The 20,802-nt window shown below is 62.5% G+C and carries 19 protein-coding genes; 13 read left to right on the forward strand and 6 right to left on the reverse strand.

From position 1 onward, the window contains the following. Positions 1 to 111: 111 nt before the first annotated feature. Both ccoM and PF66_RS33135 read right to left on the reverse strand, forming a co-directional pair. Complete coding sequence (ccoM, locus tag PF66_RS33725) at positions 112 to 228, reverse strand: cytochrome c oxidase subunit CcoM (RefSeq protein ID WP_010449458.1); 117 nt, start codon at positions 226 to 228, stop codon at positions 112 to 114. A gap of 144 nt (positions 229 to 372) precedes the next feature. Further along, positions 373 to 534: a hypothetical protein gene (locus PF66_RS33135; protein ID WP_192842680.1), complete on the reverse strand. Its 162-nt coding sequence runs from the start codon at positions 532 to 534 to the stop codon at positions 373 to 375. Positions 535 to 708: 174 nt separating this feature from the next. On the opposite strand from PF66_RS33135, the gene PF66_RS02005 reads away from it, so the two are divergent. The 3 genes from PF66_RS02005 to PF66_RS02015 all read left to right on the forward strand — a co-directional run bounded on the left by PF66_RS02005 (position 709) and on the right by PF66_RS02015 (position 3,373). Continuing rightward, positions 709 to 1,581 (forward strand): LysR substrate-binding domain-containing protein, encoded by an 873-nt coding sequence (locus PF66_RS02005; protein ID WP_054061772.1) that lies wholly within the window; start codon positions 709 to 711, stop codon positions 1,579 to 1,581. 89 nt (positions 1,582 to 1,670) lie between these two features. Then, positions 1,671 to 2,141 (forward strand): RidA family protein, encoded by a 471-nt coding sequence (locus PF66_RS02010; protein ID WP_054061773.1) that lies wholly within the window; start codon positions 1,671 to 1,673, stop codon positions 2,139 to 2,141. Next, the gene (locus tag PF66_RS02015) at positions 2,138 to 3,373 is read left to right on the forward strand and encodes an aminotransferase class V-fold PLP-dependent enzyme (protein ID WP_054061774.1); all 1,236 of its coding nucleotides are present in this window, start codon (positions 2,138 to 2,140) and stop codon (positions 3,371 to 3,373) included. Before PF66_RS02010 ends, PF66_RS02015 begins: the two co-directional genes overlap by 4 nt. On the opposite strand, the gene PF66_RS02020 is transcribed toward PF66_RS02015, so the two are convergent. Continuing rightward, the gene (locus PF66_RS02020; RefSeq protein ID WP_054057628.1) at positions 3,343 to 3,684 is read right to left on the reverse strand and encodes a hypothetical protein; all 342 of its coding nucleotides are present in this window, start codon (positions 3,682 to 3,684) and stop codon (positions 3,343 to 3,345) included. The genes PF66_RS02015 and PF66_RS02020 overlap by 31 nt on opposite strands. A gap of 240 nt (positions 3,685 to 3,924) precedes the next feature. Here PF66_RS02020 and rapA point away from each other — a divergent pair, with 240 nt between their 5' ends. Beyond that, positions 3,925 to 6,771, forward strand: a complete 2,847-nt coding sequence (gene rapA, locus PF66_RS02025) for an RNA polymerase-associated protein RapA (RefSeq protein ID WP_054057627.1) — start codon at positions 3,925 to 3,927, stop codon at positions 6,769 to 6,771. A 163-nt stretch (positions 6,772 to 6,934) separates the two neighbouring features. Here the strand turns inward: rapA and PF66_RS02030 are convergent, their stop codons facing one another. Further along, a complete protein-coding gene (locus PF66_RS02030; RefSeq protein WP_054061775.1) occupies positions 6,935 to 8,281 on the reverse strand; it encodes a spinster family MFS transporter in 1,347 nt (448 codons plus the stop codon). A gap of 212 nt (positions 8,282 to 8,493) precedes the next feature. Between PF66_RS02030 and PF66_RS02035 the strand changes: the two genes are divergently transcribed. Together PF66_RS02035 and PF66_RS02040 are read left to right on the forward strand one after the other, a co-directional pair. Continuing rightward, positions 8,494 to 8,862, forward strand: a complete 369-nt coding sequence (locus tag PF66_RS02035) for a YkgJ family cysteine cluster protein (RefSeq protein ID WP_054057625.1) — start codon at positions 8,494 to 8,496, stop codon at positions 8,860 to 8,862. A gap of 122 nt (positions 8,863 to 8,984) precedes the next feature. Further along, a complete protein-coding gene (locus PF66_RS02040; RefSeq protein ID WP_054061776.1) occupies positions 8,985 to 11,276 on the forward strand; it encodes a putative bifunctional diguanylate cyclase/phosphodiesterase in 2,292 nt (763 codons plus the stop codon). Here the strand turns inward: PF66_RS02040 and PF66_RS31755 are convergent. Next, a complete protein-coding gene (locus tag PF66_RS31755; protein WP_081009776.1) occupies positions 11,164 to 12,063 on the reverse strand; it encodes an NAD(P)-dependent oxidoreductase in 900 nt (299 codons plus the stop codon). The genes PF66_RS02040 and PF66_RS31755 overlap by 113 nt on opposite strands. 197 nt (positions 12,064 to 12,260) lie before the next feature. On the opposite strand from PF66_RS31755, the gene PF66_RS02050 reads away from it, so the two are divergent. Beyond that, positions 12,261 to 14,435 carry a hypothetical protein gene (locus PF66_RS02050; RefSeq protein WP_054061012.1) on the forward strand — a complete coding sequence of 725 codons (2,175 nt, stop codon included), beginning with the start codon at positions 12,261 to 12,263 and terminating at the stop codon, positions 14,433 to 14,435. A gap of 249 nt (positions 14,436 to 14,684) precedes the next feature. Here PF66_RS02050 and PF66_RS02055 read toward each other — a convergent pair whose 3' ends face one another. Beyond that, positions 14,685 to 14,990, reverse strand: coding sequence for a DUF2288 domain-containing protein (locus PF66_RS02055; protein WP_054061013.1), 306 nt, complete (start codon positions 14,988 to 14,990; stop codon positions 14,685 to 14,687). Between the two features lie 349 nt (positions 14,991 to 15,339). On the opposite strand from PF66_RS02055, the gene PF66_RS02060 reads away from it, so the two are divergent. From PF66_RS02060 to PF66_RS02085, 6 genes are all read left to right on the forward strand, one after another. Next, positions 15,340 to 16,458 carry a branched-chain amino acid ABC transporter substrate-binding protein gene (locus PF66_RS02060; protein ID WP_054061011.1) on the forward strand — a complete coding sequence of 373 codons (1,119 nt, stop codon included), beginning with the start codon at positions 15,340 to 15,342 and terminating at the stop codon, positions 16,456 to 16,458. Positions 16,459 to 16,686: 228 nt separating this feature from the next. Beyond that, positions 16,687 to 17,610, forward strand: coding sequence for a high-affinity branched-chain amino acid ABC transporter permease LivH (gene livH, locus PF66_RS02065; RefSeq protein ID WP_054061010.1), 924 nt, complete (start codon positions 16,687 to 16,689; stop codon positions 17,608 to 17,610). Further along, positions 17,607 to 18,860 carry a high-affinity branched-chain amino acid ABC transporter permease LivM gene (locus PF66_RS02070; RefSeq protein ID WP_054061777.1) on the forward strand — a complete coding sequence of 418 codons (1,254 nt, stop codon included), beginning with the start codon at positions 17,607 to 17,609 and terminating at the stop codon, positions 18,858 to 18,860. The genes livH and PF66_RS02070 overlap by 4 nt, the downstream gene beginning before the upstream one ends. Beyond that, complete coding sequence (gene livG, locus PF66_RS02075; protein WP_054061008.1) at positions 18,857 to 19,624, forward strand: high-affinity branched-chain amino acid ABC transporter ATP-binding protein LivG; 768 nt, start codon at positions 18,857 to 18,859, stop codon at positions 19,622 to 19,624. The genes PF66_RS02070 and livG overlap by 4 nt, the downstream gene beginning before the upstream one ends. Next, positions 19,625 to 20,326: an ABC transporter ATP-binding protein gene (locus PF66_RS02080; RefSeq protein ID WP_054061007.1), complete on the forward strand. Its 702-nt coding sequence runs from the start codon at positions 19,625 to 19,627 to the stop codon at positions 20,324 to 20,326. A gap of 166 nt (positions 20,327 to 20,492) precedes the next feature. Further along, positions 20,493 to 20,798 (forward strand): DUF2282 domain-containing protein, encoded by a 306-nt coding sequence (locus PF66_RS02085; RefSeq protein ID WP_054061778.1) that lies wholly within the window; start codon positions 20,493 to 20,495, stop codon positions 20,796 to 20,798. The last annotated feature ends 4 nt before the right edge of the window (positions 20,799 to 20,802 follow it).

Raw genomic sequence — 20,802 nt, forward strand, 5'->3', positions numbered from 1 at the left:
AACCTTATTCAGGACGGGACACTCCCCCCAAAAAAGCCCAGAAACGCGAGACAAAAAAAAGGGCGACCGAAGTCGCCCAAAATGCCTTGCGTGCTCGTTCTCTGAAAAGACCTAAGGTTTCTTCCTCTTATGTGAGTCTTTCCAGATAAAAAATCCAAAACCGCCGAGGAACACCACCATGAGGCCAACCGTCAGCACTCCGGCAATTACCACGTTATCGAAAAACATGACTGGCCTCCTGCACTCGCCCTGTTGCGATGTGGCTAAGTTACCCAAATGGGCACGGAGGAAAATTGACCGGCGTCAATGCCGCCCGGAACCGGGTGCGGGGAAAGGAAATTAACTGACTTGCATCAAGTTTCAGCGCAGATATCAGCGCTTTTTCGGCTTGTTCTTCGGCTTTTTCCTGCCCTTGCCCAACGGCATCGCCTGCTCGAAGGCCTGGCGTACTTCATTCAGGCGTTTCTCGTTCAGGTCATGGACACGCTTGGCCCGTTCCGCATTCAGGTCGATCAACTTGTCGTCTTGGCTCATGATCACTACATCGCTATCGGTCGAATTCAGCCAGGCTCGCCCCCGGCTCACGCAATACCCCCATAATGCGGGCAAGCGTCGGCGCTGACCAGCCGGGAAATGATCGAGCTATGTCCGCCATGCCCGTTTGCGCGCAAAATCGCCCACTCAGTATGGCTACCAAGGATCGTTGAAGTGACACTGCCCAAGGACCTCCCCCCGCTCATGGCCCTGCGCGCCTTCGAATCGGTGGCCCGCCACCTGAGCTTCATCAAGGCCGCCGATGAGCTGTCGGTCAGCCAGAGCGCGGTAAGCCATCAGATCCACAAGCTTGAGCAGTACCTCGACCAGCGCCTGTTCATCCGCAGGACCCGTGCCATCGACCTCAGCGACGCCGGCAGCCGCTATTACCAGCAGATCCGCCCGGCCCTGGAACAGATCGCCGAAGCCAGTCGACAACTGCGCGCACCGACATCCCCACGGGTGCTGCGGATCGGCCTGCTGGCGTCTTTCGCCACGCTCTGGCTGGCACCGCGCCTGACCGACTTCATTACCCGCCACCCGCACATCCAGGTTGCCCTGGAGCCGTCGATCCAGCTCGCCGATGTCGCCGGCGCCCAGGTCGACCTCGCCATCCGCTACGGCAAGGGCGGCTGGCCGGATGTCGATGCCCAGCGGCTGATGAGCGAACGCCTGTTCCCCGTCTGCAGCCCGGCCTTCAAGGCCGCATCCCACGGGCCGGGCCCATTGCTGATGGCCCAGGCCCGGCAACCCTTCGAATGGATCGATTGGGCCCGGCACCATCATTTCGATCTGCAGCGCTACCCCACGGCCATGCTCCATGACTACAACATCGTGGTCGAAGCCGCCATCGCCGGCCAGGGTATCGCCATGGGCCGCCAGCGCCTGATCGATCGCCGGCTCAAGGACGGCTCGCTGGTACCGGTATTCGACAGCCCCCCTTATGAGAGCGAGATCGGCTATTGGCTGATCAGACCCAACACCGCGCTCTGCGCGGAAGCCGAAATCTTCTGCACCTGGTTGATGGAACAATGCGCGGACACATGAGCCAATCAGATACGTCCGATTGAATCTATCCGTTTGTCGGCCAATTCCGCGCCGAGCATGCTGAAACCTTCTTCAAGGAGGTTTCCCCCATGAGCAATTCCCTGTCAGATCGCGTCAGTCAACTGGGCCTGAACCTGCCGCAGCCCAGTCAGCCGATTGCCAACTATGTGAATTACGTGATCAGCAACAACCAGCTGTTCATCTCCGGGCAGATCCCCCTGCAGGATGGTCAGCCCGCCGGCATTGGCCGCCTGGGCGATACCCTGGGCGAAGAGGAAGGCGCAAGGGCAGCGGAGCTGGCGGCCCTCGGCCTGCTGGCGCAATTGCATCACGCCATCGATGACAACCTGTCGAAGCTGGCGCGCATCGTCCGCCTCGGCGTCTTCGTTGCCGCCAGCCCGGACTTCAAACGCCAGGGCGTTGTGGCGAACGGCGCATCCAACCTGCTGGTCAACGTGCTGGGTGAAAAAGGTCGGCACGCCCGGACCGCGATCGGCGTATCGAGCCTGCCCAGTGGCGTCGCCGTGGAAATCGACGCGATCTTCGAGCTGCAGCCATGATCGTCGACGATTGGTCGGAAAGCGAAATCGCCCACCTGCGTGCCGCGACTCCCGGCTGCTCGCGGGTGATCCATTTCAATCACGCCGGCGCCTCGCTCCCCAGCCAGGCCACCCTGGAGGCAATGACCGCCCAGTTGCGACTCGAGGCAGGCATCGGCCCGATGGAAGCCGGCCCCCAGGGCGCGCGACTGGAGGAGGAAGCCCGTCAGGCTGCCGCCGAGCTGCTCAACACCAGCGTCCAGAGCATCGCCTTTGCCAGCAGCGGCTCAGCCGCCTGGGGCCAGGCCTTCGCCGCACTGGGCCCCTGGCGTGCCGGCGACCGGATCCTGGTCGGGCGTCATGAATGGGCCGGCAACCTGGCCTGCATGGCCGAAGCGGTCAAGGCCGGCGCTCGTCTGGAAGTGATCCCGTGCGATGAAACCGGTGCGGTATCGGTCTCTTCCCTGGAACAGATGATCGACGCCCGCGTGCGCCTGATCGCCCTGACCTGGCTACCGGCCAATGGCGGCCTGATCAACCCCGCCGAGGCCATCGGCCAGGTGGCGCGACGCCATGGCATCGCCTACTTCATCGATGCCGGACAGGCGCTCGGCCAACTGCCGTGCGATGTCCAGGCCCTGGCCTGCGACGTGCTCAAGGGTGCCGCCCGCAAGTTTCTCCGGGGCCCGCGGGGTACCGCGCTGCTGTATGTGCGCGAAGGCTTTCTCGAACAACTGACCCCCCGCTACCTCGATGTGTCATCCGCGCCCTGGGACGATCACGGCTTCACGCTGCGCAACGATGCCCGCCGCTTCGAAACCAGCGAGCGCTCGCTGGTGTTGATGGCCGGCCTGGCCAATGCGCTGAAGGAGGCCAATCAGTTGGGTATCGCGCGTATTCGCGGCAGGATTCAGCGGTTGGCGACAGGATTGCGCGAAGCCTTGCGCAAGATCCCCGGGCTGGAACTGCACGACCTGGGCCTGCCCGGACAACAGTCGGGCCTGATTGCGTTCACTCTGGAAGGATGGGATGCCTTGGCGCTGAAACAACGGCTGGCCGAAAGCGCTATCAACATCGGTGCCAACGGCACCGCCTACACGCCTCTGGACATGCAGGCCCGCGAACTGCCGGCGATTGCCCGGGTCGCGGTGAGCTATCTCAATACCGAACAGGAGATCGGCTTGCTGCTGGAGGCCCTTGGGCAACTGGCCGAAGAGCGCCGTCAGACCTCGACGTCGACCAGCAGGCCCTGACGCGGCTGCTCTTCCATCAATGCGACCACCGGTACGGTGTTGTCGGCGTTCAATTCGTCGCCCGGCACCGCCAGGTGCAACTGCGGATCATCCTCGGCCTCACGCCGGCGTTGCTGCTGTTGCTGCTGGCGCCGCTGTTCCTCGCGCAACTGCCACGCGGCCTCTTCCGGGTCGCGCTTCTGCAGGTCGATGGTGCTTTCATTGGAGCTTTCCTGCACGGGCACCACAGGCGGGATATCCGGTCGCGGTCGGATCGGGTCCTGCTGGGAAGTGACCGGCACGGCACTCAGGGGTAACATCGGTGGCAGCATGATTTTTTCTCCTGTCGGCAGGCTTTCGGCGGCGGCCCCCGTGACTTGAGCCGTCAGTCGCGAAACTGTGACCCGGTTATCGCTAAAGGGTGCAATACGCTCCGACGAACGTCATGCTCAACGACCTTTCAGCCTGGGTCGGTGTACTTTCTCGGATCAGTCCTTTCGATCAAGAGCTTTGGCCTGAAAGCGTCGATTCCGTTAAGATAGTCGGCTTTTTCAAGGCGGGAGTCAGGCAGCATGGCGCAGCAGTATCAACCGGGGCAACGCTGGATCAGTGACAGCGAAGCCGAGCTGGGTTTGGGCACCGTTCTGGCACAGGATGGCCGCTTGTTGACCGTGCTCTATCCGGCCACTGGCGACACTCGCCAGTACGCGCTAAGGAATGCGCCCCTGACCCGCGTGCGATTCTCGCCCGGGGACAGCATCACCCACTTCGAGGGGTGGAAGATGACCGTGCGCGAAGTCGAGGATGTCGACGGGCTGCTGGTCTACCACGGCCTCAACGTGCAGAACGAAGTCGTCGCGCTGCCGGAAACCCAGCTGTCGAACTTCATCCAGTTCCGCCTGGCCAGCGACCGGTTGTTCGCCGGGCAGATCGACCCGCTGCCATGGTTCTCGCTGCGCTACCACACCCTGGAACACACCAGCCGCCAGTTGCAATCGCCGCTCTGGGGCCTGGGTGGCGCCCGTGCGCAACCGATCGCCCACCAGTTGCACATCGCCCGGGAAGTCGCCGACCGTATCGCGCCAAGGGTCCTGCTGGCGGACGAAGTGGGCCTGGGCAAGACCATCGAGGCCGGCCTGGTGATCCATCGCCAGCTGCTGTCCGGTCGCGCCAGCCGCGTGCTGATCCTGGTCCCGGAAAACCTCCAGCACCAGTGGCTGGTGGAAATGCGCCGGCGCTTCAACCTGCAGGTCGCGCTGTTCGATGCCGAGCGCTTCATCGAGAGCGATGCCAGCAATCCGTTCGAAGACACCCAGTTGGCCCTGGTGGCCCTGGAGTGGCTGGTCGAGGACGAAAAGGCCCAGGATGCGCTGTTCGCCGCCGGCTGGGACCTGATGGTGGTCGACGAGGCGCATCACCTGGTCTGGCATGAAGACAAGGCCAGCCCGGAATATACGCTGGTCGAACAACTGGCCGAGACCATTCCCGGCGTACTGCTGCTGACCGCCACCCCTGAACAGCTGGGCCAGGAAAGCCATTTCGCGCGCCTGCGCCTGCTCGATCCGAACCGTTTCCACGACCTGGCCGCGTTCCGCGCCGAAAGCGAGAACTATCGCCCGGTGGCCGAAGCGGTGCAGGAACTGCTGGACCAGGGCCGTCTGTCCCCGGCCGCCCACAAGACCATCCAGGGTTTCCTCGGCAACGAAGGCGAGGCCCTGCTCACCGCGGTCAACGACGGCGACAGCGAAGCCAGCGCGCGTCTGGTACGCGAACTGCTCGACCGTCACGGCACCGGCCGCGTGCTGTTCCGCAACACCCGCGCCGCCGTCCAGGGCTTCCCGGAGCGCAAGCTGCACGCCTACCCGCTGCCGAACCCGGACGAATACCTGGAGCTGCCGCTGGGCGAACACGCCGAGCTGTACCCGGAAGTCAGCTTCCAGGCCCAGACCGAAGGCGGTGACGAGGAACGCTGGTGGCGCTTCGACCCACGGGTCGAGTGGCTGATCGACCAGTTGAAAATGCTCAAGCGCACCAAGGTGCTGGTGATCTGCGCCCACGCGGAAACCGCCATGGACCTGGAGGACGCCCTGCGCGTGCGTTCCGGCATCCCGGCCACCGTGTTCCACGAAGGCATGAACATTCTCGAGCGTGACCGCGCCGCCGCCTACTTCGCCGACGAGGAATTCGGCGCCCAGGTGCTGATCTGCTCGGAAATCGGCAGTGAAGGCCGCAACTTCCAGTTCGCCCACCACCTGGTGATGTTCGACCTGCCGGCGCACCCGGACCTGCTGGAACAGCGCATCGGCCGCCTGGACCGGATCGGCCAGAAGCACGTGATCGAGCTGCATGTGCCGTACCTGGAAACCAGCCCGCAGGAACGCCTGTTCCAGTGGTACCACGATGCCCTGAACGCCTTCCTCAATACCTGCCCGACCGGCAACGCCCTGCAGCACCAGTTCGGTCCACGCCTGCTGCCGCTGCTCGAAGGCGGCGACGACGGCGAGTGGCAGAAGCTGGTGGACGAGGCCCGTGCCGAGCGCGAGCGCCTGGAAGCCGAATTGCACACCGGCCGCGACCGCCTGCTGGAACTCAACTCCGGCGGTGCCGGTGAAGGTGAGGCCCTGGTCGAGGCGATCCTCGAGCAGGACGACCAGTTCGCCCTGCCGATCTACATGGAGACGCTGTTCGACGCCTTCGGCATCGACAGCGAGGACCATTCGGAAAACGCCCTGATCCTCAAGCCGAGCGAGAAGATGCTCGACGCCAGCTTCCCGCTGGGCGACGACGAAGGCGTGACCATCACCTACGACCGCGGCCAGGCGCTGTCGCGCGAAGACATGCAGTTCATCACCTGGGAACACCCGATGGTGCAAGGTGGTATGGACCTGGTGCTGTCCGGCTCGATGGGCAACACTGCCGTGGCGCTGATCAAGAACAAGGCACTGAAACCGGGGACCGTGCTGCTGGAACTGCTGTACGTCAGCGAAGTGGTCGCACCACGCTCGCTGCAACTGGGCCGCTACCTGCCGCCGGCCGCCCTGCGCTGCCTGCTGGACGCCAACGGCAACGACCTGTCGCCACGCGTCGCGTTCGAGACCCTGAACGACCAGCTGGAAAGCGTGCCCAAGGCCAGCGCCAACAAGTTCATCCAGGCCCAGCGCGACAGCCTGGCGCCGAAGATCAACGCCGGCGAAGCGAAAGTCGCCCCTCGTCACGCCGAACGCGTGGCCGAGGCACAACGTCGCCTGGCGGCCGATACCGACGAGGAACTGGCGCGCCTGACCGCGTTGCAGGCCGTCAACCCGAGTGTGCGTGACAGCGAGCTGGTCGCACTGCGCAAACAGCGTGAACAGGGGCTGGCGATGCTGGAGAAGGCGGCGCTGCGCCTGGAAGCGATCCGGGTGCTGGTCGCCGGTTGATATGACGGTGCGCTGTGGGGCGGGATTCGTTTAGGGCTTCAGGGCCCCCTGTTCGCGGATGAATCCGGCACCCACAGTGGAGCGGTGTTCACAGATTTTGTGATCACCACTGGACCTGTGGGAGCCGGATTCATCCGCGAACAGGCCCCCATTCAACTGACTATCAAGCCGTTACAGGTGCCACGCCTTCCTGCTCCTGCCCCATCCCCTCGCGCATCCGCGCCGCATCCCGACTGAAACACCGTGCCGCCTGGAACAGGAACAGCAGCGTCAGCAGCAACGCCGCCGGAATCAGATACATCGCGTCATGCAGACCCACGGCCTTGAATGCCTCGGTCATTTCCTGCGCACCTGCCGCCAGCATCGCCGCATGGGCGAAATGGTCGGACAGCAGGCCGACCACCACCGGCCCCAGCCCGCCACCCAGCAGATACAGGCCGGCGAAATACACCGCCATCGCCATCGCCCGCAGCCGCGGCTCGACCACGTCCTGGATCGCGGTATAGACGCAGGTGTAGAAGTTGTAGGCAAACAGCCAGCCGACACTGAATACGGCGACGAACACACCGATCTCGATCCGCCCGGCATGCAGTGTCCAGGCCGTGGCCAGGGTCGACACCACCAGGCTCACGGCCGCGAACAGCAGGCGTCCGTTGGCGATGCGCTGGTGAATCTTGTCCGCCACCCAGCCGCCCAGGGTCAGCCCGACCAGGCCGGTCACACCGACGATCACCCCGGTGGCCACCGCCGCTTCCTGCAACGGCATCTGGAAGTAGCGCTGCAGCATCGGCACCAGGAAGGAGTTGCAGGCGTAGGTGGCGAAATTGAAGGTCAGCCCCGCCAGCACCAGCCAGAGAAAGGTCGGGATCGCCAGCAGGCGCCGTACCGGCCGCTCGATCCGTGTCTGGGCGACCTGTACGGTTTCCGCCGCGCCGCGCTTGGGCTCCCTGATGAAGAACATGAACAGCGCCAGCACCAGGCCGGGGACCGCCGCAATGAAGAACGGCGCCCGCCAGCTGTCGAACGCCTTGACCATCGCGCCGATGGTGAAGAACGCCAGCAACAGCCCCAACGGCAGGCCCAGCATGAAAATGCCCATGGCCCGTGCCCGGCGATGGGCCGGGAACAGATCGCCGATCAGCGAATTGGCCGCTGGCGCATAGCTGGCCTCACCGATCCCGACGCCCATGCGCACCAGCAGGAAGCTCCAGAAACTGCCCACCAGGCCATTGACCGCCGTCAGCCCGCTCCAGACCGCCAACCCCCAGCCCATCAGCTTGCTGCGCGAACCGTTATCGGCCATGCGCCCCAGGGGCAGGCCGGCAATGGCATAGACGATGGTGAAGGCGGTGCCGATGATGCCGATCTGGAAATCGCTCAGGTGCCACTCCATGCGGATCGGTTCGATGATGATCGCCGGAATGGTCCGATCGAAGAAATTGAACAGGTTGGCAAGGAACAACAGGAACAGAATGCGCCAGGCATTCGCCGCTTGGGTCGAGTTCTGCATGGGGTCCGTCTCTTTATTGTTATAGGGCTTGGCTGCCACTCAATCTAGTCAGCCTGATATCGCCTGTCTGCCACCATTCGCGGCGCTGATACCGGCCAATGGAGGCTCTATCGGGACCCGTAAAAATACTTGTAACACCCCCTTACAAAGCCGCGGCCGAAGCCTAGAATAGTGCCAAACTCCCTCCCTTCTTCTTTCTCCGTTGACCTTCCATGTCTGATGCTAATCCGTGTCTGAATTGCGGTGCCTGCTGTTCCTATTTCCGTGTCTCGTTCTATTGGGGAGAGTGCGTGTCGGGCGGCGGCCTGGTGCCCGACGAACTGGTCAGCCAGATCAGTCCGAGCCGCGTGGCCATGAACGGTACCGAAGGGAAAAAGCCGCGCTGCACCGCCCTTGAAGGTGAAGTCGGTAAAGGGGTCAGTTGCTCGATCTACCACCAGCGCTCCAGCCCCTGCCGCGAATTCGATGCCGCCTGGGTCAACGGTGAACCCAACGAACGCTGCGATGCGGCCCGCGCCGCCTTCGGCCTGCCGCCCCTGGAGCCCGAACAGCAGCCCGGCTTAGTACCAATCGCTATTTAGCTCATCGCCAAATCATTGGGAGCACTCTGCCATTAGGGCTCCCGGCTCCAGACGAGCCTCTATACTCCAACCCATTGGTCGGCGCGCAGCGTCGGTAGTCCAAGGGCGGAATAGGACAGGCTATGGAGTGGCTGGGTTTGCATTTTGTCGACAAACTTCCCGAGCAAGGGCAGTTGCTGCTCGACTGCAGCCACGATCCGCTGCTGGTCATGCTGGCCTATCTGGTGGCCTGCGCCGCGGGCTTCGCCACGCTCGACATGGCCGAACGGGTCGGTCATGTGGAAAAACCGGCGCAACAGCGCCTTTGGCGCTGGGTCGGTGCCTGTTGCCTGGCGGGCGGCATCTGGGCCATGCACTTCATCGCCATGCTGGCGTTTCGAACGCCCATCGCGATGAGTTACGACCTGCCCACCACCATGGTCTCGCTGCTGATCGCCCTGTTCGCCTCGTTTCTCGCCATGCACACCCTCGGTCGCGCCGAACTGCGCCCTTCCCAGACCGTTCGCGCCGCCCTGTCGATGGGGCTGGGGATCGCCGCCATGCATTACGTCGGCATGTCGGCCTTGCGTTCGACTGCACAGCAGTACTATCAACCCGGCCTCGTCGGCCTGTCGGTACTGATCGCCATCGGCGCCAGCCTGGCGGCCCTGCTGCTGGCCAGGCACTTTCGCACCGGTAGCGGCATCTTCCATCAACTGCTCAAGTACAGCGCCAGCCTGGTGATGGGCGCAGCCATCGTCAGCATGCACTTCACCGGCATGTGGGCACTGCGCCTGGTCGTCCCGGAAGGCGACGTCCTCGGCGCCGCAGTGCAGAACAACCATCTGCAACTGGGCATGACCATTGCGCTGATCACCCTGCTGATCATCGGCAGCAGCATCAGCGCGGCCCTCTCCGACAAGAAGCTGCAGCACAAGGAACAGGACCTGCGCCGGGTCAACGCGCTGCTCAGCCAGTTGGACCAGGCCCGCCTGTCCCTGGCCCAGGTCGCCCACTACGATGCCCTGACCAACCTGATCAACCGACGCGGCTTCAACCAGATCTTCGCCGAAAGACTGATCGAGCGCAGCAGCAATGGCGGCATGCTGGCGGTGATGTTCCTCGACATCGACCACTTCAAGCGGATCAACGACAGCCTCGGCCACGACGCCGGTGACGAGCTGCTCAAGGTCATCGCCGCGCACATCAAGAGTGCCACCCGCAGCCATGACGACGTGGTCGCGCGCTTTGGCGGCGACGAGTTCTGCATCCTCATCAGCCTGCACAAGCGCGACGAAGCCCGGCACATGGCCCAGCGCATCATGCAGAAGATGAAGGAACCGATCGAACTGGCCGGCCGGCGCATGGTGATGACCACCAGCATCGGGATCGCCGTGTTCCCCGAGGACGGCCAGACCTGCGAGGAACTGCTGAAGAACGCCGACCTGGCGCTGTACCAGTCCAAGGAAGCCGGACGCAACAGCCTGCATTTCTTCAACGCCAACCTGAAGACGAAGGCGACCCTGGAACTGCAACTGGAGGAACAACTGCGCCAGGCGCTGCGCGACGGCCGCGAGCTGCAACTGTTCTACCAGCCGATCTGTGCGGTCAGGACCGGCCAGGTCGCCAAGCTCGAGGCCCTGGTACGCTGGAACCATCCGCAACACGGGCTGCTGGCCCCGGACCGCTTCCTGCACATCGCCGAAGCCAACGGCCTGATCGCCGATCTGGACAAGTGGGTCCTGCGCACCGCCTGCCAGGACCTGGCGGCACTGGACGAACAGGGCTACAGCGACCTGATGGTCAGCACCAACTGCTCGTCCCTGAACCTGGCACGCGAGGAACTGGCCGACGACATTGAAAACATCCTGCGCAGCACCGGCGTTTGCGCCAACCGGCTGGAGCTGGAGGTCACGGAAAACGCGCTGATGGGCAATATCACCAATACCCTGCAGCTGTTGCGGCAGATGCGTACCCTCGGCGTCTCGCTGTCCATCGACGACTTCGGCACCGGCTACTCGTCCCTGGCCTACCTCAAGCGCCTGCCACTCAATACCCTGAAGATCGATCGCTCGTTCATCCTCGACATCCCCAAGTCGGCCCCGGACATGGAGATCATCCAGGCGATCATTGTCATGGCCCACACCCTGCATCTGCAGGTGGTCACCGAAGGCGTCGAGACCCAGCAGCAATACGAGTTCCTTGCCGAGTACGACTGCGACTACATCCAGGGCCACCTGTTCAGCCGGCCGGTGCTGTTCGAAGAACTGCCCGCGACCATCAGGCAGCTCAACCAGCGCCCACCACCCAGCGTCACGCCACTCACTCCGCCGGCGACGGCGGCTCGCGATACAGATTCACCAATGTCGCGGGATCCTTTTGCAGATACCCCTGGCTACCATGCAGGCGCATCAACTGTGCGGCCAATCCGCTGATGGGCGCCGCCGAACCCTGTTCACGGGAGAACTTCACGGCACCGTCCAGGTCCTTGAGCAAGGTGCGCACATGCCATTTGATCGGTTCGAAACGGCTTTCGGCCATCTGCGGCGCGAGGATCTGCAACGGCCTGGAGTCGGCGAAGCCACCGCCGAGCGCTTCGGCCAGCAGGCTGGCATCCACCCCGGAGCGTTCCGCCAGCGCCACCACCTCGGCAATCACCAGGGCATTGCAGGCCACGATCATCTGATTGCAGGCCTTGGTCACCTGCCCGGCACCCACCGCACCCATGTGGGTGACGCGCTGGCCAAGGGTCAGCAAGACCGGGCGAACCCGTTCCAGATCGGCCACTTCCCCACCGGCCATGATCGCCAGGCTGCCAGCCTCGGCCCCGGCGGTGCCGCCGGAAACCGGCGCATCCAGCCAGCGCACACCGCGCTCGGCCAGCAGGCGCGCGGCCATTTGTCGCGTCGCCGTGGGCTCCAGGCTGGAAAAATCCACCAGCAGTTGACCCGTCTTCGCCGCCTGCGCCACCCCGTCGACCCCGAAAACCACCTCCTGCACCACCGCGGTATCGGCCAGGCACAGCATCACCACGTCTGCCTGCGCGCACAGCTCGGCAGGGGTGGCGACCTGCCGCGCACCGGCCGCCACCAGTTCGGCGCATTTGTGCGGCGACCGGTTCCACACCGTCAAGGGGTACCCCGCGGCCAGCAAGCGACGGCACATCGGCAGCCCCATCAGGCCGATTCCGGCGAACCCCAGAGCAGGTAGTACAGAATTCATAAAAAGTTCCCCGTCAATTAAAGAACGTCAAATACTGGCCGATTCAACGATATCCAGAGCAGGGTTTAGCCCTAGGGAAACCTAGGGCCAACCCCTATCGATCAAGCCAATATCGCGCGTTAAAGTCGCGATCTCTCACCGTGATGGCGCGTTGATATCCCCTCGACCGCCCAACCAGACCAGGCATATGGCGCACAATGACCTCCAAAAATAACCCAGCCAACGCAGTATCCGATCTGATGTCGCCCGCGGTCGTGGAAAAAACCTACAAGGCCTACTCGACGCCCCGTCCACTGGCGACGCAGCAGTACCTTTATTTCACCGAAACCAATACGGATCGTATCCTCGACAACCTCGACGGTCTGCGCGACATGGTATTTCCGCGCCCACCGCACCTGGAGGTGGAGAACGAGGCCCGTCGCGAACAGGAATTCCCCTCGGTCTGCCTGATCGGCCTGGGCCGCTGCGGCTCGAACATCGCACTGGATGTCGCCGAACTGGTCTACAACGCCCGCAAGTTCTACCTCAACGAATTCAACAACGACGACAAGTCCGTCGACAAGGGCTACCGCCCCGCCCAGTGGATCCGCAATAACCTGCGCCTGGTGCAGAGCAAGTCCGCCAAGCCGGTGTTTCTGGTCGAACCGCTGGTGATGCTCGGCGACCTGGACAAGGACATCGCCGGCCGCATCCGCTTTTCGCGCAAGGGCGAGAAAAGCGGGTTCATCCGCGATTACAGCAAGATGAAGATCATGGACCTGTCCGAGGTGCATGCCGGTGGCGCGGGTAACGCCCCGATCCTCGGCCAGTACCTGGCCAAGATCATCCTGAACAAGGACACCCAGCGCTTCTCCAGCCCCGACTGGAAGATGATCCACTCGTACCTGATCGACTCCTGCGGCATCAAGGCCAACCAGTCGCGCCTGTACTTCTCGATCTTCAGTGCCGGCGGTGGTACCGGTTCGGGCATGGCCTCGGAATTCGGCCTGGCCCAGCAGTACTCGTACATGAACAAGACATTCGACACCAAGCCGATGGACGAGCACGACAGCAAGAGCGGCCACTCCTTCGTCTTCGAACCGATCTTCACCAGCGGCATCTGCGTGCTGCCGAACATCTCCGACCATCGCAGCGAAATGTCCGAGGCCCTGCACATCAACGCCGGCCGCCTGCTCTGCAAGTACCTGTCGGAAGAGTGGGACTTCTCGTACAACTTCGACAATGAAGACAGCAGCGAAGCCAGCGTCATGGGTCGTATCCGCCCATGGAACGCGATGATGCTGATCTCCAACGACATCATGCGTTATGCCGAAGAGAACGATGACGGCAATATCCAGAACATTGATGTCAATGCCATGGAGAAGCACGCCAACCAGTACATCTCCCAGCAGATCTTCAACATCCTGACCGCCCAGGCGGTGACCACCGACTACGACCAGAACTACTTCCGTCGTGCCGGCATCGACATCGGCGAGACCATCCGCCTGGACGCCAACGACCTGTTCATGAGCCTGGCAGGCCCCGTGGCGATCGCCTACGCCGAATCCGTGGTACCGGAACAGCCGGCGCCAACCGGCGACAAGTTCAAGGTGTTCGAAAAGGAACAGCAGCGGTTGAACATCGACGACCTGTTCTTCCGCTCCATCGACCTGCCGCACTTCAACAAGGTCACCCAGGCCATCGAAGGCATCAGCCTGCTGCCGATCGAGTCCAAGCGCTACCGCGCCGCCCTGGAGCAGTACAAGGCTTCGGGTTACGACGCCGCGGCGCTGCACGACCTGCATTTCTTCAAGAACTGCTCGTCGGTGGTTTCGATCGTCTCGCTGCCCAAGGACTACAAGCTGTCCTACATGGACCTGAACCGGCTCAAGACCCACCTCAACAGCCTGTTCCCCAACACCACGCTCAAGCGCTACGCCCTGGTGATCGGGGCCTCGGCCAACCTGTCGCTGACCACGCTGATTGCCAAGAGCCCGTGCCTGTCGGACGACTTCCTGACCCTGATCGTGGCCTTCATCAAGCGCTGCTTCGCGCGCAACCCGTACCGCTTCGACGACACGCTGGACAACTCGATGCTCGAGTTCATCACCCGCGACGAGTTCGACGAAGGGCATATCGACGACCTGCTCAACGAGTTCGAGAACCCGGCGAAGATCCTCGATACCAACTGGTACGCGATCAAGCCGATGTACGAGAAGAAGTACCGCGAACTGATCAATGACAAGGACAAGTTCGTCTCGATCAACGATATCCGCCTGTCCCGCGATTGCGTGAAGAAGGCGATCAAGTATCTGCGCGAGATCTACCGTCACCGCATCGGCAAGACCAAGGTCATTTCCTTGAACAGCCACACCGGTCGGACCGAGTACTGAGCCGACCGCCCCCATCACCCTGTAGGAGCCCGGCTTGCCGGCGAATGGGCCCTTGAGGCCGCCAGAAGCTTAGCCGGCGAGCCGGGCCCTACAGAATCGGATGTCGTGGCAGGGAAGCTGCGATATGCCTGTCAAGGACTGTGGATTTTCTCCACGGGCAAACTGCCATTACTGCTGCATGCGGTTACTGGCCTACACACTCGTAGGCCATAAATGCATAACGCATATGCACCATTACAGTGCCTTGAATTACCCAGTTGCTCTTTCCTGGATCATCACCCAGGGCGATACCACCACCGCCCACAGGCTCGGATCACGCTCGAGAAGATCCTGGGCCCGCGTTTCAGACACCTTGGCCAACGCTCCGGTGGCCAGCCAATCCGCTACTTTCTCGGTCTGATTCTCGGCCATGGCCTGCGCCGCGGCGATCAGATCCAGCGACGGTTCGACCCACAATAGGGCACCCCGGGCAAAGAACGGTTGCAGCTCCTCCCAGCGGATAGATGCAGTTTCACCAAGCAGCTTGGCATAGAGGGTGCTAGGTTCTTCAATCATGGGAGTTCCACCTGAGAAAAAATCGGCGCAATCATAACGTCGCGACTCAAGGTAGAAAAACCCGGATGTAAAGGTTGGGGTGAAAGAAGGATCAGGGTTGCAGGGATTGCCGTGAAAGCTCAGCAACATCCAGATAATAATCTGCATGGCCATCTGCCGCTATTCTGTCTCTTTCTTTCATTTAAGCGACATCTCCCGATTTTGTCCCCGGCAGCCCGCTATCCAAGCGATAAACGAGCGCTCTAAACTGTATCGGTACAGTTGCCGGGTAAAATCGGGTTGTCAAAACCCGGTTCTGCCGCCCTGGCGTCAGGACTATAAAAATTACAACAGCAAGAGTGGAGCACTAATGACTAAGCAGATTTCCAAACTGTTCGCCGCTATGGTTCTGGCCGGTATCGCCAGCCATTCTTTCGCTGCAGACACCATCAAGATCGGCATCGCCGGCCCCAAGACCGGCCCTGTGACCCAGTACGGTGACATGCAGTTCACGGGCGCGAAACAGGCCATCAAGGACATCAACGCCAAGGGCGGCGTCGATGGCAAGAAACTCGAAGCGGTCGAATACGACGACGCCTGCGATCCGAAACAGGCCGTGGCCGTCGCCAACAAGGTCGTCAACGATGGTGTCAAGTTCGTCATCGGCCACCTCTGCTCCAGCTCCACCCAGCCCGCTTCGGACATCTACGAAGACGAAGGCGTGATCATGATCACCCCGGCGGCCACCAGCCCTGAAATCACCGCCCGTGGCTACAAGCTGGTGTTCCGCACCATCGGCCTGGACAGCGCCCAGGGCCCTGCCGCCGGCAACTACATCGCCGACCACGTGAAACCGAAAGTGGTTGCCGTACTGCACGACAAGCAGCAATACGGTGAAGGCATCGCCACCGCGGTCAAGCAGACCCTCGAGAAGAAAGGCGTGAAAGTCGCGGTCTTCGAAGGCCTGAACGCCGGTGACAAGGACTTCTCCTCGATCATCCAGAAGCTCAAGCAGAACAACGTCGACTTCGTCTACTACGGCGGCTACCACCCAGAGCTGGGCCTGATCCTGCGCCAGTCCAAGGAAAAAGGCCTGAACGCCAAGTTCATGGGTCCGGAAGGCGTCGGCAACGACTCCATCTCGCAGATCGCCCAGGACGCTTCCGAAGGCCTGCTGGTTACCCTGCCGAAGTCCTTCGATGCCGACCCGGAGAACAAGGCCATCGTCGACGCCATCAAGGCTGACGGCAAGGATCCGAGCGGTCCGTTCGTATTCCCGGCCTACTCTGCTGTCGAACTGATCGCCGACGGCATCAAGAACGCCAAGAGCGAAGACACCGCCAAGGTGGCTGCCGCTATCCACGCCGGGACCTTCAAGACCCCGACTGGCGAACTGTCCTTCGACGAGAAGGGCGACCTGAAGAACTTCAAGTTCGTGGTCTACGAATGGCACTTCGGCAAGCCGAAGACCGAAGTATCCCCTCAGTAACTCAGGCCTGACAGGTCAACAAGCCCACTGTTTGCACAGTGGGCTTTGTTTTACGAGGTTTATGGGCCTGACACCCGCGATCCGGGAGCTGGCTCACCTGAAAATCTTAAAACCGTCACCAGCGGTTCGCTGGCAAACGCTCGTGCCAACGTGGCGACAGACCACGCCCGACGAGCCGGAACATGACTCCACCAGTGAAATGCGTATCGGGTTTTTAGGAGCGCTGTAATGCCTGAGATCTATCACTTCTTCCAACAGCTGGTTAATGGCCTGACCATTGGCAGCACCTATGCCTTGATAGCCATTGGCTACACAATGGTTTACGGCATCATTGGAATGATCAACTTCGCCCATGGCGAGGTCTACATGATTGGTTCCTACGTGGCCTTCATCGTCCTTGCCGGGCTGGCCATGATGGGAATCCACTCCCTGCCGCTGCTGATGACCGCCGCGTTCATCGCGACGATCGTCGTGACCAGTGCCTATGGCTACAGTATCGAACGCGTTGCCTACCGCCCACTGCGCGGCAGCAACCGTCTGATTCCGCTGATTTCCGCCATCGGCATGTCGATTTTCCTGCAGAACACCGTACTGCTGTCCCAGGACTCCAAGGACAAGTCCATTCCCAACCTGATCCCGGGGAGCATCTCCTTCGGTCCGGGGGGCGCAGAGGAAGTCCTGATTTCCTACATGCAGATCCTGGTTTTCGTGATCACCCTGATCGCCATGACCGGACTGACCCTGTTCATCTCCCGTTCACGCCTGGGCCGCGCCTGCCGTGCCTGCGCCGAAGACATCAAGATGGCCAACCTGCTGGGGATCAACACCAACAACATCATCGCCCTGACCTTCGTCATCGGTGCCGCCCTGGCCGCGGTCGCCGCCGTGCTGCTGAGCATGCAGTACGGGGTGATCAACCCCAACGCCGGCTTCCTGGTAGGCCTGAAGGCCTTTACCGCCGCAGTACTGGGCGGTATCGGCAGCATTCCGGGCGCCATGCTCGGCGGGTTGGTGCTCGGTGTGGCCGAAGCCTTTGGTGCCGACGTGTTCGGCGACCAGTACAAGGATGTGGTGGCGTTCGGTCTTCTGGTCCTGGTGCTGTTGTTCCGTCCGACCGGCATCCTGGGCCGTCCGGAGGTTGAGAAAGTATGAACAGATATCTCAAACAGGCGCTGTTCAGCGCCCTGCTGGTCTGGGCCGTGGCCTTTCCGGTACTCGGCCTGAAGCTGAGCATCGTCGGGATCAACCTCGAAGTGCATGGCACCGGTCCCCTGACCCTGACCGTCATCGCCCTCTGCTCGGTGCTGATGTTCCTGCGCGTGCTGTTCAGCCAGCAGGTCAGCACGATGTTCAAGTCGTCCCGTGGCCCGCTGGTGTCGCCCAAGGTCGGTCAGTTCCTGACCCTGCCACGGACCCAGCGCTGGATCATCATCGGCCTGATCGTGGCCGCACTGATCTGGCCGTTCTTCGGCTCGCGGGGGGCGGTCGATATCGCCACCCTGATCCTGATCTACGTGCTGCTGGGCCTGGGCCTGAACATCGTGGTGGGCCTGGCCGGCCTGCTCGACCTGGGTTATGTCGGCTTCTACGCGGTGGGCGCCTACAGCTACGCGCTGCTGTCGCACTACTTCGGCTGGAGCTTCTGGCTGTGCCTGCCGGTCGCCGGCCTGATGGCCGCGACCTTCGGCTTCCTGCTCGGTTTCCCGGTGCTGCGCCTGCGCGGTGACTACCTGGCCATCGTGACCCTCGGCTTCGGCGAGATCATCCGGCTGTTCCTGCGCAACCTCACCGACCTCACCGGCGGCCCGAACGGCATCAGCAACATCCCCAAGCCGACCTTCTTCGGCCTGAGCTTCGAGCGCAGTGCCGCCGAGGGTGTGAAGACCTTCCACGAGTTCTTCGGGCTGGCCTACAACCCGGTGAGCAAGGTGGTCTTCCTGTACCTGGTCGCCCTGCTGCTGGCGCTGTTCGCGCTGTTCGTGATCAACCGCCTGCTGCGCATGCCGATCGGCCGCGCCTGGGAAGCCCTGCGTGAAGACGAGATCGCCTGCCGCGCCCTGGGCCTGAACCCCACCGTGATCAAGCTCTCGGCATTCACCCTGGGTGCCTGCTTCGCCGGTTTCGCCGGCAGCTTCTTCGCCGCCCGCCAGGGCCTGGTGACCCCGGAGTCGTTCACCTTCATCGAATCGGCGATCATCCTCGCCATCGTCGTGCTCGGCGGCATGGGCTCGCAACTGGGGGTGATTCTCGCAGCGATCGTGATGATCCTGCTGCCGGAGCTGATGCGTGAATTCAGCGATTACCGCATGTTGATGTTCGGCGCCATGATGGTGCTGATGATGATCTGGCGTCCACAGGGTCTGCTGCCGATGCAACGTCCACACATGGAGCTGCGCAAATGAGCCGCGAGATCCTGAAAGTCGAAAACTTGAGCATGCGCTTCGGCGGCCTGCTGGCGGTCAACGGCGTGGCCCTGACCGTGAAAGAGAAACAGGTCGTGGCACTGATCGGCCCCAACGGTGCCGGCAAGACCACGGTGTTCAACTGCCTGACCGGCTTCTACAAGCCCAGCGCCGGAAGCATCATCCTCGACGGCCAGCCGATCCAGGGCCTGGCCGGCCACGAGATCGCCCGCAAGGGCGTGGTGCGGACCTTCCAGAACGTGCGTCTGTTCAAGGACATGACCGCCGTGGAAAACCTGCTGATCGCCCAGCACCGTCACCTGAACACCAACTTCCTGGCCGGTCTGTTCAAGACCCCGTCGTTCCGCAAGAGCGAAAGGGAAGCCATGGAATACGCCGCGTACTGGCTGGACAAGGTCAACCTGACCGAATTCGCCAACCGCCCGGCCGGCACCCTGGCCTATGGTCAGCAGCGTCGCCTGGAAATCGCCCGCTGCATGATGACCCGTCCACGGATCCTCATGCTCGACGAACCGGCGGCCGGCCTGAACCCCAAGGAAACCGACGACCTCAAGGCGCTGATCAGCGTGCTGCGCGAGGAACACGGCGTCACCGTGCTGCTGATCGAGCACGACATGAAACTGGTCATGAGCATTTCCGACCATATCGTCGTGATCAACCAGGGCACGCCGCTGGCCGATGGCACACCACAACAGATCCGCGACAATCCCGATGTGATCAAAGCCTACCTGGGGGAAGCGTAAATGCTGCAGTTCGAAAACGTTTCCACCTTCTACGGCAAGATCCAGGCCCTGCACAGCGTCAACGTGGAAGTCCGCCAGGGCGAGATCGTCACCCTGATCGGCGCCAACGGCGCAGGCAAGTCGACCCTGCTGATGACCCTCTGCGGTTCGCCGCGGGCCCACAGCGGCAGCATTCGCTACATGGGCGAAGAGCTGGTGGGGCAGGAGTCCTCGCAGATCATGCGCAAGAGCATCGCGGTGGTGCCGGAAGGCCGCCGTGTGTTCTCGCGCCTGACCGTGGAGGAAAACCTGGCCATGGGCGGTTTCTTCACCGACAAGGGCGATTACCAGGAGCAGATGGACAAGGTCCTGGAACTGTTCCCACGGCTCAAGGAGCGCTTCAGCCAGCGCGGCGGCACCATGTCCGGCGGCGAACAGCAGATGCTCGCCATCGGCCGGGCGCTGATGAGCAAGCCCAAGCTGCTGCTGCTCGACGAGCCGTCGCTGGGTCTGGCACCGATCATCATCCAGCAGATCTTCGATATCATCGAACAACTGCGCAAGGACGGAGTGACGGTGTTCCTGGTGGAGCAGAACGCCAACCAGGCGCTGAAGATCGCCGATCGCGCCTACGTGCTGGAGAACGGCCGGGTGGTGATGGAAGGCAGCGGCAATGACCTGCTGACCGACCCGAAAGTCCGCGAAGCGTACCTGGGCGGTTGATTCCACTGCCGTGCAACGAGAAGGCCCCGTTCTGTCGGGGCTTTTCTTTGCCCGGAACATCGTGTCCGTACCCTCGCCGCCCATAATCGATTATGTTGGCCGCACCCCGCCTACCCTCGCTGCCCATACCAGACAGGAAGGCGCCCTCTTCAATTGGAGATCGACCATGAGCAACGCCACCAGCCGTACGCTGTCCGCCGCCACCCTCGCCCTGACCCTGGGCTCCGCCCTGAGCATCGCCGCACTGCCGATGACCGCCCACGCCGGGGACACCGAGAAATGCTTCGGTGTCGCCGCCAAGGGCCAGAACGACTGCGCCGCCGGCGCCGGTACCAGCTGTGCCGGTACCTCGACCCAGGACAACCAGGGCAGCGCCTGGAAACTGGTGCCCAAGGGCACCTGCGAGAAAACCGCCAGCAGCACCTCGCCGACCGGTTTCGGCCAACTGCAGGCCTTCACCGAAAAAGGCTGACACG

The organism is Pseudomonas asplenii, assembly GCF_001293465.1.
Lineage (GTDB): Bacteria > Pseudomonadota > Gammaproteobacteria > Pseudomonadales > Pseudomonadaceae > Aquipseudomonas > Aquipseudomonas fuscovaginae_B.

Coding starts and splice junctions, on each gene's coding strand:
- ccoM (WP_010449458.1), bottom strand. CDS start 228: ATGTTTTTCGATAACGTGGTAATTGCCGGAGTGCTGACGGTTGGCCTC.
- PF66_RS33135 (WP_192842680.1), bottom strand. CDS start 534: ATGAGCCAAGACGACAAGTTGATCGACCTGAATGCGGAACGGGCCAAG.
- PF66_RS02010 (WP_054061773.1), top strand. CDS start 1,671: ATGAGCAATTCCCTGTCAGATCGCGTCAGTCAACTGGGCCTGAACCTG.
- PF66_RS02015 (WP_054061774.1), top strand. CDS start 2,138: ATGATCGTCGACGATTGGTCGGAAAGCGAAATCGCCCACCTGCGTGCC.
- PF66_RS02020 (WP_054057628.1), bottom strand. CDS start 3,684: ATGCTGCCACCGATGTTACCCCTGAGTGCCGTGCCGGTCACTTCCCAG.
- rapA (WP_054057627.1), top strand. CDS start 3,925: ATGGCGCAGCAGTATCAACCGGGGCAACGCTGGATCAGTGACAGCGAA.
- PF66_RS02030 (WP_054061775.1), bottom strand. CDS start 8,281: ATGCAGAACTCGACCCAAGCGGCGAATGCCTGGCGCATTCTGTTCCTG.
- PF66_RS02035 (WP_054057625.1), top strand. CDS start 8,494: ATGTCTGATGCTAATCCGTGTCTGAATTGCGGTGCCTGCTGTTCCTAT.
- PF66_RS02040 (WP_054061776.1), top strand. CDS start 8,985: ATGGAGTGGCTGGGTTTGCATTTTGTCGACAAACTTCCCGAGCAAGGG.
- PF66_RS31755 (WP_081009776.1), bottom strand. CDS start 12,063: ATGAATTCTGTACTACCTGCTCTGGGGTTCGCCGGAATCGGCCTGATG.
- PF66_RS02050 (WP_054061012.1), top strand. CDS start 12,261: ATGACCTCCAAAAATAACCCAGCCAACGCAGTATCCGATCTGATGTCG.
- PF66_RS02055 (WP_054061013.1), bottom strand. CDS start 14,990: ATGATTGAAGAACCTAGCACCCTCTATGCCAAGCTGCTTGGTGAAACT.
- PF66_RS02060 (WP_054061011.1), top strand. CDS start 15,340: ATGACTAAGCAGATTTCCAAACTGTTCGCCGCTATGGTTCTGGCCGGT.
- livH (WP_054061010.1), top strand. CDS start 16,687: ATGCCTGAGATCTATCACTTCTTCCAACAGCTGGTTAATGGCCTGACC.
- PF66_RS02070 (WP_054061777.1), top strand. CDS start 17,607: ATGAACAGATATCTCAAACAGGCGCTGTTCAGCGCCCTGCTGGTCTGG.
- livG (WP_054061008.1), top strand. CDS start 18,857: ATGAGCCGCGAGATCCTGAAAGTCGAAAACTTGAGCATGCGCTTCGGC.
- PF66_RS02080 (WP_054061007.1), top strand. CDS start 19,625: ATGCTGCAGTTCGAAAACGTTTCCACCTTCTACGGCAAGATCCAGGCC.
- PF66_RS02085 (WP_054061778.1), top strand. CDS start 20,493: ATGAGCAACGCCACCAGCCGTACGCTGTCCGCCGCCACCCTCGCCCTG.